The following is an 11,574-nucleotide window of genomic DNA, read 5'->3' on the forward strand; positions in this document are numbered from 1 at the left end:
AAAGTGGCACGGGTCACCCGCAGCGGCGCGGAGGATCAGGAACGGGCGCGACTCCACGCCGCGATGTGCACCTCGGCGCTGGACTCCCAGGTGAACTCCTTGGCCCGGTCGAACCCCGCCTTCGCCAGCGACAACCGCCGCTGCTCGTCGTCGAGCAGGGCAGCCAGGTCGGTGCCGATCTGCTCCGGGTCCTCCGAGGTGTACGCGACCGCGTCGCCGCCCACCTCGGGCAGCGAGAGCCGGGGCGTGGTCAGCACCGGGGCGGCGCACGCCATCGCCTCCAGGATCGGCAGCCCGAACCCCTCGCCGTAGGACGGGTACGCGGCGACCAGGGCACCGCCGAGGAAACCCGGCAGGTCGGCGTAGCGCAGGTAACCGGGGCGCAGCAGACGCAGGTGCGACGGCACCTCGGCCACCGCCCGGTCGATGTCTTCGTCGTGCCCCTGCCCACCGGCGATCACCAGGGCCGGCGGGTCGACCCGGTCAGCCACCGCCCGCGCCCACCCACGGATCAGGTTGGGCACGTTCTTCCGAGGCTCCTTGGCACCGAGGAAGGCGACGTAGCTGCTGTTGCCCAGCCCCAGACGCGCGCGTACCCGGGCCTTCTCCTCCTCGGTGGGAGCGTGGAAGGCAGCCTGGTCGACGCCGTGGTACGCCACGTCGATCCGCGTCGGGTCGGCGTCGAGCAGCCGGATCAGCTCGTCCCGGGTGGCCTTGCTGGGCACGATCACCCGGTCGGCGCGGCGCAGCGAGGTCTTGATGGCGCTGCGGAAGAACGTGCGGCGGGACTTGTCGTAATGCTCCGGCTCAGTGAAGAACGTCGCATCGTGCACGGTGACCGTGACCGGACACCCGGCCCGCAGCGGGCAGGTGTAGAAGGGCGAGTGCAGCACCTCTGCGCCCACCTGCTGGGCGAGCAGCGGCAGGCCGGTCTGCTCCCAGGCCAGCCGGGCCGGGCGGTGCGCCACGGCGGCCGGGGCCGGGATGATCTCCGCGCCCGGCAGCATGCGGGTGTACCGCTCGAGGTCGGTGCGGAGACTGACCACCGCCAGCTCCACCCCCGACCCGCACACCTTGCCGAGGGCACCGAGCAGACCGTCGACGTATCGACCGACACCACCACGGTCGGTGGGGACACTCGTGGCGTCGATGAGCACGCGGGGCGGGCGACCGGCGGTCACGGGGCGACTCCTTGAACTGGCGGGCCTGTGGGGAACAACACTCCGGGGGTAAAGCCTACGCCGGGGCGCGGGGCCGACGCTGACTGCGACCCGACGGTACGCCGACTTGCCATCGTCATCGAGTACGGCCCACAGGGGCGTATCGTTCGCGCCGATGGCCGACAACATTGCCCGGGTGTTCGCCGACGCGATCGCGACCGATCCGACCCGACCGCTGCTCACCTGGTACGACGACGCCACCGGCGACCGCACCGAACTCTCCGGCGTCACCTTGGCGAACTGGGTGGCGAAGACCGCCAACCTCCTCGTCGACGAGGTCGGCCTCGCGCCGGGCACCCCGGCCGGCGTGCTGCTGCCGCCACACTGGCAGACCGCTGCGGTGCTGCTGGCCTGCTGGTCGGCCAAGCTGAGCGTCGTCGACACGCCGGGCGACGTGGGGGTGCTCTTCGCCGCCGCCGACAGGTTCGACGAGGCGCAGTCCTGGTCCGCCGACGAGCGGTACGCCCTCGGATTGGCCCCGCTCGCCGCCCCGCTTCGGCAGGTGCCGCCCGGGTTCGCCGACTACGTCGTCGAGGTACGCGGACACGGTGACCACTTCACGCCGCAATCCGGCAGTGGCCCCACCGACGCGCACCTGCTGGGTCGTGCCGAGGCCCGCGCCACCGAGTTGGGCATCGAGCCCGGCGCGCGGGTCCTGGTTGATGCCGGCCGTCACCCCGACCCGGTCGACTGGCTGCTGGCCCCACTGACCCGGGCCGCCACAGTCGTCCTCTGCGCCAACCAGGACCCGGCCCGCCTGGCCAGCCGCCAAGCCACCGAAAAGGTCACCCACACCCTCCCGTAACCCGCCCCGCCCCGGCCCGCCCCGGCCCCGCCCGCCCGGCCCGGCGATCTTGCAGTTTCGGTTGTCGAGATGGGCGGGATGCCCCTTAGGTCGGGACAGCAAGTGCAAGATCGCGGGGGGATGGGGGTCAGGACGTCGTGCGGCGTTGGGCCAGGGCGGCGAAGGCGGTCAGGGACTCGGGGTTGACCAGGGCACCCTTGGCCGCCGCCTGGTCTACCGGGGTGCCGGTGAGGATCTTCTTGACTGGCACCTCCAGCTTCTTCGCCGAGAGGGTACGGGGCACCGAACGCACCTGGTGGATCTCGTCGGGCACGTGCCGGGGTGAGAGCGCCGTACGCAGTTCACGGCAGATCTTCGCGCGCATCGGGTCGTCCAGCTCCAGACCCTCGGCCAGCACCACGAAGAGCAGCAGCTCACCGGCGCCGCCCTCGTCGTCCTCCAGGTGCACGACGACCGAGTCGAGCACCTCGTCGAGCCCTTCCACCACCGAGTAGAACTCGGCGGTGCCGAGCCGCACCCCACCGCGGTTGAGGGTGGCGTCGGAGCGGCCGGTGATCACGCAGCCACCCCGCTCGTTGATGGTGATCCAGTCACCGTGCCGCCAGACGCCCGGGTAGACGCCGAAGTACGCCTCCGCGTAGCGGGTGCCGTCCCTGTCGTTCCAGAAACCCACCGGCATGCTCGGCATCGGTTCGGTGATCACCAGCTCGCCCAGCTCGCCGATGACCGGCGTGCCGTCGGCGGAACGGGCCTCGACCTTGGCGCCCAACGCCCGGCAGGCGATCTCACCGGCGTACACCGGCAGCAGCGGCACGCCGCCGACGAAACCGGTGCACACGTCGGTGCCACCGGAGAGCGACTGGAGCTGGACGTGGTCGCCGACGGTCTCGTACACCCAGCGGAAGCCCTCGGCGGGCAGCGGCGCACCGGTGGAACCGACGCCGCGCAGCGCTGACAGGTCGGCGGCCTCCCGGGGAACCAACCCGGCCTTACGGCAGGCCAGCAGGTACGGCGCTGAGGTGCCGAAGTACGTCGTCCCGGTCTCCGCCGCCAGCCGCCACAGCCCGCCGAGGTCAGGCTCGGCCGGCCGGCCGGGCTCAGCCCGGACCCCCGGGTTGCCGTCGAAGAGCACGATGGCCGCCCCCACCGCCGGGCCGGAGACCAGGAAGTTCCACATCATCCAGCCGGTGGTGGTGAACCAGAAGAACCGGTCGGCCGGGCCCAGATCGTGGTGCAGGGCGAGCATCTTCAGGTGCTCCAGCAGGATGCCGCCGTGACCGTGCACGATCGGCTTCGGCAGCCCGGTGGTGCCCGAGGAGTACAGCACGTAGAGCGGGTGGTCGAACGGCACCGGCGTGAACGTCAACGGCTCGTCGGTGGGCGCGGCCAGCTCGGCCCAGCCCAGCGCGCCCTCGGGGGCGGGGCCCGTCGGGTCGAGGTAGCTGATGCTGACGGTGTGGCGCAGCGACGGCAGGGCGGCCCGGATCGCGGCGACCTCGGCGCGCCGGTCCACCGGCTTGTCGCCGTACCGGTAGCCGTCCACGGCGACCAGCACCGTCGGTTCGATCTGCTGCCAACGGTCGGTGACGCTGCGGGTGCCGAACTCGGGCGCGCAGGACGAGAAGATCGCGCCAAGGCTGGCGGTGGCCAGCAGCAGGACGTACGTCTCGGCGATGTTCGGGGCGTACGCCGCCACCCGGTCACCGGCGGTGACGCCGAGCCGGCGCAGCCCGGCCGACACCCGGCGGACCTGCTCGCGCAGCTCACCGGCGGTCAATGTGACCGGCGGCCGGGTCTGCCCGTGGGAGATCACCACCGGGTCGTCGTCGGAGCGCCCCGGCATCCGCAGCACGTTCTCCGCGTAGTTCAGCGTGGCGTCGGGGAACCAACGGGCGCCGGGCATCCGCCGCTCGGCCAGGGTGGCGGTCGGCGGGGTGTGCGCGATCACCTCGAAGTGGTCCCAGATCGAGCGCCAGAACCCGTCCAGGTCGGTGGTGGACCAGCGCCACAGCGCGTCGTAGTCGGCGAAGTCCAACCCGCGGTGCTCCCGCAGCCAGCGCAGGTAGGCACCGATCCGGGACCGCTCACGTACGTCCGCCGGCGGCGTCCACAGCATGTCACCCACTGCTCCACCCTCCCCCTGGCCCGACACGACACTGTGACTGGGCCGTGGCGCCATCTTGCCCTACCTCGAAGCGCCATTCTGCGCACCGGGTAGGCCAACCGACGCGTGCCCGTCCCACACTCCAACCCGCCACCTCATGTGGGTCAGCCGGCGCGGTGGGCCTGGATGGCACGGCGGCGGGCCAGCCGGTGCGCGCGGCGGATCTCCGCCTCCTTGTACCGGCGCTCGTCCTCCGCCGTCTCCGGCAGCACCGGGCGGACCGCCCGCGGCGCCCCACCCACGTCCACGCCGACGAACACCAGGTACGCGGTGGCCACCCGGACCGGCGCGTCCTCGGCCGAGTCCCACCGTTCGGCCACCACCCGCACGCCCACCTCCATGGACGTCTGGCCGGTCCAGTTCACCTGGGCGTGCGCGTGCACCAGGTCGCCGACCCGGACCGCCTCGGAGAAGACGATCTCGTCGATCGCCGCGGTCACCGCGGTCCCGCCGCTGTGTCGGGCGGCAGCGGCCCCGGCCACGTCGTCGACGAACTTCATCAGAACTCCGCCGTGCACCGTGCCGTAGAGGTTGACGTCCACCGCGGTCATGATCTTGCTGAGAGTGACGCGCGAGTACGACGTCGGCTTGCCGGTTGGAGCGGCGGAGAGGTGCTCAGTCATGTCGAAAACGGTACGGTGCGCGGATGCGACATCTCTGGAGCTTCCTCGCCGGGCTGGTGGTGGCGCCCATCACCTGGGTGCTGGTCACACTGGGGCAGGACGGGTCGAGCCGGACGGTCGACCGCTGGGTGGAGATCGGCACGTTCAACACCGCCAACCTGATCGAGCCGGCCGTGTACCTCGGTGTCGGCGGTGTCCTGCTGGGCCTGCTCGGCACGCTGCGCTTCTCACCGCTGGGCCCGTTGGTGGCCGGTGCGCTGCTGGTCATCCCGTACATCGGGATGTTCGTGGCGCCCTTCTCGGTGCGGGACGCGATCCCGCACGAGTGGAAGGTGTTCGGCGATCCTCTGCCGCTGCGACTGCCCGTGGAGAACGGCACGCTCTTCCTGCTCGGCCTGCTGCTGCTGATGGCGACCTTCAGCCAACAGCGTTGGCGGCAGTGGCCGAGCCCGGCGACCGAACCGGCCGCGGCACCCACCCCCGCGTCGGACGGAGGCCCCCGCAACGACGACTTCACGTTGACCGACTGGCCGGCCCCCGCGCCCGCGGAGCGCGACACCGCGCCCCTCACTCTGGGTTACCCGGCGGACTCGACACCGACCGAGCCGCTGCCCCGCCGGGTGGGTGGCGAATCACCCTGGTCCGCCCCACCGCGCGGCCAACCGCGCCCCGAGGACACCACCGAGATCCGCTGATCGTCGGGGCGGGCCGGTGGACCGGCCCGCCCCTCCATCTCTTCCGGGCTAGTGCAGCGCGACCGCAAGATCCGGGTCGACGGTGCCGAGGCTGGCGCGGGGAACCACGAGGAGCATGACGATCAGCGCGGCGGCCATGCCGCCCGCGATGACGATCGCCATCGGTACGCTCCCGGTGCCGAACAGACCGGCCAGTGGCGCCGACACCGCGCCGATGCCGAACTGCACAGCGCCGAGCAGCGCCGCGGCGGTGCCAGCGGCCTCGCTGTGCCGGCTCATGGCCAGCGCCGGCGCGTTGGGCAGGGCCAGGCCGGCGGCGGCCAGGACCAGCCACAGTGACGCGAGCAGGGTGCCCAGGCCACCGACGCCGGTCGCCGCGAACATGACCAGCAGCAGGCCGGCCGCCGTTCCGGCGATCAGGGCGCTGACCAGGATCTGCTGCGGGGTGTAGCGGCGCAGCAGCCGAACGTTGAACTGGGTGGCCCCGATCAGGCCCACCGCGCCGGCCCCGAAGGCGATGCCGAACTGCTGCTCGTCGAGGCCGTACTCCTGCTGGAGCACGAACGACGAACCCGAGACGTACGCGAACAGGGCCGCCATCGCCAGCCCGGCGACCAGCACCAGGCCGACGAACGCCCGGTCGTTGACCAAGCCCCGGTAGTCGCGCAGCGTGGCGCGCACCCCGCCGTGCCGCCGACGCGCCACCGGAAGGGTCTCCGGGAGCCGGAGAGCGGCCACGACGATCAACAGCGCGCCCAGCACCGCCAGCGCCGCGAAGACGCCCCGCCAGTCGGTCCAGCTCAGCAGGCCGCTGCCCAGGGTCGGCGCGAGGATGGGCGCCAGGCCCATGACGAGCATCAGCCGGGAGAAGATCCGGGCGAAGGAGGCCCCGCTGAACAGGTCGCGGACCACTGCCGTCGCGACCACTGTGGCGGCGGCGACGCCGAGCCCCTGGAGTACGCGCAGCCCACCGAGCACCGCGATGTTGGGTGCGAAGACGCACAGCACGGAGGCCACGATGTGCGCGGCCAACCCGGCCAGCAGCGGCACCCGCCGCCCGACCACGTCGGAGAGCGGCCCGATCAGCAACTGGCCCAACGCGAGGCCGACCAGCGTGCCGGTCAGCGTCAACTGCACGGCGGTCTCGGTGGTCTGCAGGCCCGCCGTGATGGCGGGTAGCGCGGGCAGGTACATGTCGATGGTCAACGGCCCGATCGCGATCAACGCGCCCAGCACGAGGACGATTTGCGCCCGTTGACGGTTGGTCATCAGGTCGCCGGGCAGCACTTCCTGCGCGACGGCGGAATCGCGTCCGGTCTTCTCCACCAACTGCTTCATCATCTCGATCTCTCTGCGGGAGGCGTCGTCACGAGCGGCGGCGCGGGGCGTCACCGGGACCGCGTGGACGTGGCGGCACGGTGCGGGATGCCCGACGGCGGGCAGCGTGGACGTGACGAGGCAGGGTCGTGGCGGGGGCGGCCGGGTGGGGCGATGATCCGAGGGTGATCCTCTCGCTCGGCAACACCTCGGCCACGGGTGACGTTCCCGGTGTGTGGGGAGTCACCCCGCCTCGTCCGCCCGGATTCAATGTGACCGGGGTCACATCAGGATCAGAACCGGGGCCGGGGTACGCGTCGTCTTGCCTGGTGTGAAACGAAGTGTGGACGGGCTCGACGAGGGTGAACTCCTTCGCCGCGTCGCTCGGGGCGACCGGCGTGCGTTCGACGCGCTGTACCGGCGTACCGCCCCGTGGTTGACCGCGCGACTGCGCCGGCGCTGCGCCGACGAGGACGTGGTGGCCGAGGTGTTGCAGGAGACGTACCTGGCGGTCTGGCGTTCGGCCGGCAGCCAGGCGCAGTCCTCCACCTCCGGCAGCGCGGTGGGCTGGTTGTGGACGATCGCCGCGCACCGGCTGATCGACGCGTTCCGCCACCGGGCCCGACGGGAGCGGGTTCCGTCGGTGCAGACCTTCGAGACCGTGGCCCCGGCGGCCGAGGACGAGGCGCTGGCCGGCGGGATGGACGCCAACCTGGAGCGTGCCCTGCACGAGCTACCTGCGGAACTCCGTCAGGTGCTGCGTTCGATGGTCCTCGACGGGCTGACCGCGCGGGAGACCGCACTGCTGCTCGGCATGCCGGAGGGGACCGTGAAGACCCGGGCCCGACGAGCCCGAATCGCCCTTCGGGAGGCGCTGTCATGACCACTCACCCGACTCCCACCCTCATCTCCCAGTACGCCTCCGGTGCTGCCGGCGTCGACGACACGACCATCTGGGCGGTCGAGGCGCACCTGGAGACCTGCGCCGCCTGCCGAGCGGTGCTCACGGACGCCGTCGACCCGGGCACCCGGGACCTGCTGGACCGGGTGGCCGACGGAATCGCCACCGGAATCGCCACCGGCCCGGGCCCGGTACGCCGTCGCCGGCTGCTGCGCACGGGTGTCGCCGCCCGGGTGCTGCCCTGGCTGGTCACCGCCACCGGATTGATGCTGGCCGCGGCCCTGTTCGAGTGGACGTTCAACAGCCTGCCGTCGCTGGTGCTGCTCATCGCGCCGGTGGCGCCGCTGCTGCCGGTGGCCGCGGTCTGGAGCCGGCGCCTCGACCCGGCCTGGGAACTGACGGCCACCATGCCCCGCACCGGCCTGCCGCTGCTGATGCGCCGCACGTTGGGGGTGCTGTCGGCGGTCATACCGGTGCTGGCGGTGGCGGGCTGGGTCACCGGTCACTCCCCCGGCCTCTGGTTGCTGCCCGCCCTGGGGTTCACCGCCGGCGCGTTGGCGCTGGGCACTGTGGTGGGGGTCGACCGCGCCGCACTCGCGTTGACCGTCGCCTGGTCCGCCGGTGTGGTCGGGCCGAGCCTCGCCGACGGGCAACTTCCGACGGTCCTCACCGGCGGCAGCCTGCCGGGATGGGCGCTCGCCACAGTGGCGTTGACGGCCGTCGTACTCGTTCGGGCGTGGCGACGGCCGCACGAACCGCACCAGAACCTTCTGCACCGATGACGACATCGAGCCACTGCCGAATGGGAGAGATCATGATGCGTACGGTCAGCGTGGCCGAGACCGCCCCGTCCACCTACGCGTGGGCGGTGCACGCCGAGAAGTTGCAGGTCCGGGCCGGCCGACACCTCGCGGTCAACGAACTCGACCTGAGGCTGGGCACCGGTGTGCACGGGCTGCTCGGCCCCAACGGCGCCGGAAAGACGACGTTGATGCGAGCCCTGGCCACTGTGCTGAAGCCGGCCGGTGGGCGGCTGACCCTGCTCGGCGGCGAGGTCACCGGCAACGCCGACCTCCGCCAGGTACGCCGCGGCCTCGGCTACCTGCCGCAGCACTTCGGCTTCTACCCGCGCTTCACCGTCCGGGAGTTCGTCGAGTACATCGCCTGGCTCAAGGAGATGCCGAAGGCCGTCATCCCTGGTGCGGTGCAGCGGGCCGTCGAACGGGTGGGTCTGGCGGACCGCGCCGACTCCCGGATGAAGACGCTGTCCGGCGGGATGCTGCGCCGCGCCGGCATCGCCCAGGCGATCGTCAACGACCCGGCGGTGCTGCTGCTCGACGAGCCGACGGTCGGCCTGGACCCGGAGCAGCGCCTCGACTTCCGCGAACTGCTGCGAGAGATCGGCCTGGACAGCTGCGTACTCGTCTCCACCCACCTGGTTGAGGACGTCGCGGTGGCCTGCTCCGACGTGGTGCTGATCAGTGAGGGCAGGTTGGTGTGGCAGGGCACCACCGGGCAACTGACCGAACAGGGTGGGGCCGGCGACGCCGGTGACAGCGCCACCGAACGCGGCTACTCGTCGGTGCTACGCGCCTACCGTGGGCGGGTGTCGGCATGACGGGACGCATCCTCCGCATCGAACTGCGCCGCTCGGCGGCGCTGGGCACCGCCCTGTTGATACTGGTGAGCGGTGCGGCGTTGCTGCTGTCGTCCACCCAGTTCTTCGCGGGACGGTGGATGCAGCTGGCGGTGACGGCCCGGTCGCTGCTGATGGTGCTGCTGCCGCTCGCGCTGGCCGGTGGGGCGTGGATGGGCCGGCGCGACGCGCGCCACCGGGTCAACGAGTTGTTCGCCAGCACCGTCCGGCCGCGGTGGCAGCGCGTCGTCCCGACCGCCGGCGCTCTCGCGGTCTCGGTGGTGACCGCGTACCTCCTGGTGTTTCTCATCGCGGCCGGATGGGTGGTGCCGACGTCGAACTACTTCCCGAGCGCGACGATCGTCGTCCTCGCGGTCGGCGTTCCGGCGCTGATCGCCGCGGGTTGGCTGGGCATGGCCGCCGGCCGGGCCGTGCCCCGGGTGATCACCGCGCCGGTACTCGCCGTGGTCGGCTTCGTCCTGGTGGGGTTGGTGCCGGAGTTGGCCATGTCGCCCGCCATGGGCACGGATCTCGCGCAGTTCCGCCCGGAACCGGCGGCGGTGCTGCTCGTGCCGGCGATCACCGGCCTGGACGACTTCCAGACGATCGCGACGCGGGTCAGCCTGCTCCAGGCGCTGTGGCTGGTGTCCCTCGCCGCGACCGGCCTGCTGCTGCTCGGCGCGGTCCGTCGCCGCGCGATCGCGTTCGCCGTGCTCCCGGCGCTGCTCGGGGTCGCGGTCGCCGTACCGCTCCTGCCCGTCGGCGGAGCCCGCGGGGCGGCGGTCGTCGACCCGGTCGCCATCGAGCTGGTCTGCGACAACGACGGCCCACAGGTCTGCGTGACGCGGGCACACGCCGGGCTGCTGCCCGCCGTCGTCGGCCCCGCCCGCCAGGCGCTCGACATGATGGCGGCGAAGCTGCCCAACGCACCGGTCCGCGCGGTGGAGACCCAACAGGTCACCTACTGGGCGCGGCTGGACCCGGACATCGCACCGGCCCGGCACTCCGCCGACACGATCGTCTTCGACACCCCCACCATCGACCGCGTCGGCCGCGCCGACCTGTCCGGCGACTACTTCCTGCCGTCCCTGCTGGAGGCCGCCTGGCAGCAGGAGTGCGGCGAACAGTCGATCCGGGGCGACGTGTACCGGGCCCGGATGGTCGCCGCCGCCTGGCTGACCGGTCGACCACCGGTCCCGCAGACCGGATGGGCACCCGAGGAGATGGCGCTGCTGAGGAGCGCGTACCAGGCGCTGGTGAGCCTGCCGGAGGCCGAGCAACGACGGCGGATGGCAGCGGTACGCGAGGGCGTACTGGCCTGCCGGGACGACGAGCTGGTGGCGATCCTGCCGGGGGATCAGCCGTGAGGTGGCTTGGGCTGCACCTGCGCTCCCGCCGGGTGCCTCTCGCCCTGACCACCGCGACCTCGTTGATCGCGCTGACCTGGGCGCTGTCGCTGGCCTACACCGACTCGACGACCATCAGCGCCCGGACGGCCAGCCTCGCCATCATGCTGGCGGTGGTCGCCGTCGGCACCACCCTCAACGGCGCCGACGACGCCCTCGACCACACCATGGCGGTCAACTGGCCGGTACGCCGTGCCGGGCACCTGCTGCTCGCCGCCGGCGCGATCACCGCGCTGCTGTCGCTCAGCATGCTCACCGAGACGCGCTATGAGCCGTTCGCCCTCATGCTGCGCAACACCGCGGGGCTGCTCGGGCTCACCGCGCTCGGCGCCACAGTGCTGGGTGCCGCCCTGGCCTGGATCGCCCCGCTGACCTGGACCCTCATCGCGGTGCTGCCGATGATGGGGCCCAGCCGGGATCTGAAGATGCAGGTCGCCGGCTGGCTGATCCAACCCGCCGGGACCACCGCCGCCACCGCCTGCGCCGCCACCCTGGCGGTGGCGGGTCTGCTGGCGTACGCCCTGCGGGGTTGCCCCCTGCGGCCGGCGAGCGAGACGGCCCCCGACCGGTGACGAATCCGTCGGTGGTCCGGCCCGCCGGTGTCGGAGCACGGACCATCGACCGCTTGGTCCGGCGAGGAGACGGGAACCCCGAACGGCACGGCACGTCAATTCCGTTGGCTGCTCGTAGCATCAGGGAATGGATACGTCGCACTTTGCTGACGACGGGCACCGCGGGTCCGACGACGACCAGCGGGACGTCCCTCTGTTGGGGCTGAGCCCGCTGTCCCGGGTGCGTCTGGACGAG

General features: G+C 72.2%; 11 protein-coding genes. 7 read left to right on the forward strand and 4 right to left on the reverse strand.

The genetic code is table 11. The features are described 5' to 3' along the window. Positions 1-35: 35 nt before the first annotated feature. Positions 36-1,181, reverse strand: a complete 1,146-nt coding sequence (locus tag KBX08_RS19480; protein WP_112582435.1) for a glycosyltransferase family 1 protein — start codon at positions 1,179-1,181, stop codon at positions 36-38. A 154-nt stretch (positions 1,182-1,335) separates the two neighbouring features. Here KBX08_RS19480 and KBX08_RS19485 point away from each other — a divergent pair, with 154 nt between their 5' ends. After that, a complete protein-coding gene (locus tag KBX08_RS19485) occupies positions 1,336-2,025 on the forward strand; it encodes a TIGR03089 family protein (protein WP_210784896.1) in 690 nt (229 codons plus the stop codon). 127 nt (positions 2,026-2,152) lie between these two features. Here KBX08_RS19485 and KBX08_RS19490 read toward each other — a convergent pair whose 3' ends face one another. Beyond that, positions 2,153-4,150, reverse strand: coding sequence for an acetoacetate--CoA ligase (locus KBX08_RS19490; protein ID WP_210784897.1), 1,998 nt, complete (start codon positions 4,148-4,150; stop codon positions 2,153-2,155). 143 nt (positions 4,151-4,293) lie between these two features. Next, positions 4,294-4,812: an acyl-CoA thioesterase gene (locus KBX08_RS19495; RefSeq protein ID WP_091394150.1), complete on the reverse strand. Its 519-nt coding sequence runs from the start codon at positions 4,810-4,812 to the stop codon at positions 4,294-4,296. A gap of 23 nt (positions 4,813-4,835) precedes the next feature. On the opposite strand from KBX08_RS19495, the gene KBX08_RS19500 reads away from it, so the two are divergent. Then, complete coding sequence (locus tag KBX08_RS19500; RefSeq protein WP_210784898.1) at positions 4,836-5,507, forward strand: hypothetical protein; 672 nt, start codon at positions 4,836-4,838, stop codon at positions 5,505-5,507. Positions 5,508-5,555: 48 nt separating this feature from the next. Here the strand turns inward: KBX08_RS19500 and KBX08_RS19505 are convergent, their stop codons facing one another. Further along, a complete protein-coding gene (locus KBX08_RS19505) occupies positions 5,556-6,848 on the reverse strand; it encodes a multidrug effflux MFS transporter (protein WP_247669679.1) in 1,293 nt (430 codons plus the stop codon). A gap of 307 nt (positions 6,849-7,155) precedes the next feature. Here KBX08_RS19505 and KBX08_RS19510 point away from each other — a divergent pair, with 307 nt between their 5' ends. From KBX08_RS19510 to KBX08_RS19530, 5 genes are read left to right on the forward strand one after another with little or no spacing between them, the layout of a single operon-like run. Continuing rightward, entirely contained in the window at positions 7,156-7,707 is a 552-nt protein-coding gene (locus tag KBX08_RS19510; protein WP_210784899.1) for an RNA polymerase sigma factor, read from the forward strand. Then, positions 7,704-8,507: a zf-HC2 domain-containing protein gene (locus KBX08_RS19515; RefSeq protein ID WP_210784900.1), complete on the forward strand. Its 804-nt coding sequence runs from the start codon at positions 7,704-7,706 to the stop codon at positions 8,505-8,507. The genes KBX08_RS19510 and KBX08_RS19515 overlap by 4 nt, the downstream gene beginning before the upstream one ends. A 35-nt stretch (positions 8,508-8,542) precedes the next feature. Beyond that, entirely contained in the window at positions 8,543-9,343 is an 801-nt protein-coding gene (locus tag KBX08_RS19520; RefSeq protein WP_210784928.1) for an ABC transporter ATP-binding protein, read from the forward strand. Then, complete coding sequence (locus tag KBX08_RS19525) at positions 9,340-10,728, forward strand: hypothetical protein (RefSeq protein WP_210784901.1); 1,389 nt, start codon at positions 9,340-9,342, stop codon at positions 10,726-10,728. The genes KBX08_RS19520 and KBX08_RS19525 overlap by 4 nt, the downstream gene beginning before the upstream one ends. Further along, positions 10,725-11,339: a hypothetical protein gene (locus KBX08_RS19530; protein ID WP_210784902.1), complete on the forward strand. Its 615-nt coding sequence runs from the start codon at positions 10,725-10,727 to the stop codon at positions 11,337-11,339. The genes KBX08_RS19525 and KBX08_RS19530 overlap by 4 nt, the downstream gene beginning before the upstream one ends. Positions 11,340-11,574: the final 235 nt, after the last annotated feature.

Source organism: Micromonospora sp. H61, assembly GCF_018070325.1.
GTDB classification, from domain to species: Bacteria; Actinomycetota; Actinomycetes; order Mycobacteriales; family Micromonosporaceae; genus Micromonospora; species Micromonospora salmantinae.

What these genes read in the sequence shown, in the direction of transcription:
- KBX08_RS19485 (WP_210784896.1), top strand. Translation starts at nt 1,336, where the DNA reads ATGGCCGACAACATTGCCCGGGTGTTCGCCGACGCGATCGCGACCGAT.
- KBX08_RS19495 (WP_091394150.1), bottom strand. Translation starts at nt 4,812, where the DNA reads ATGACTGAGCACCTCTCCGCCGCTCCAACCGGCAAGCCGACGTCGTAC.
- KBX08_RS19500 (WP_210784898.1), top strand. Translation starts at nt 4,836, where the DNA reads ATGCGACATCTCTGGAGCTTCCTCGCCGGGCTGGTGGTGGCGCCCATC.
- KBX08_RS19505 (WP_247669679.1), bottom strand. Translation starts at nt 6,848, where the DNA reads ATGATGAAGCAGTTGGTGGAGAAGACCGGACGCGATTCCGCCGTCGCG.
- KBX08_RS19515 (WP_210784900.1), top strand. Translation starts at nt 7,704, where the DNA reads ATGACCACTCACCCGACTCCCACCCTCATCTCCCAGTACGCCTCCGGT.
- KBX08_RS19520 (WP_210784928.1), top strand. Translation starts at nt 8,543, where the DNA reads ATGCGTACGGTCAGCGTGGCCGAGACCGCCCCGTCCACCTACGCGTGG.
- KBX08_RS19525 (WP_210784901.1), top strand. Translation starts at nt 9,340, where the DNA reads ATGACGGGACGCATCCTCCGCATCGAACTGCGCCGCTCGGCGGCGCTG.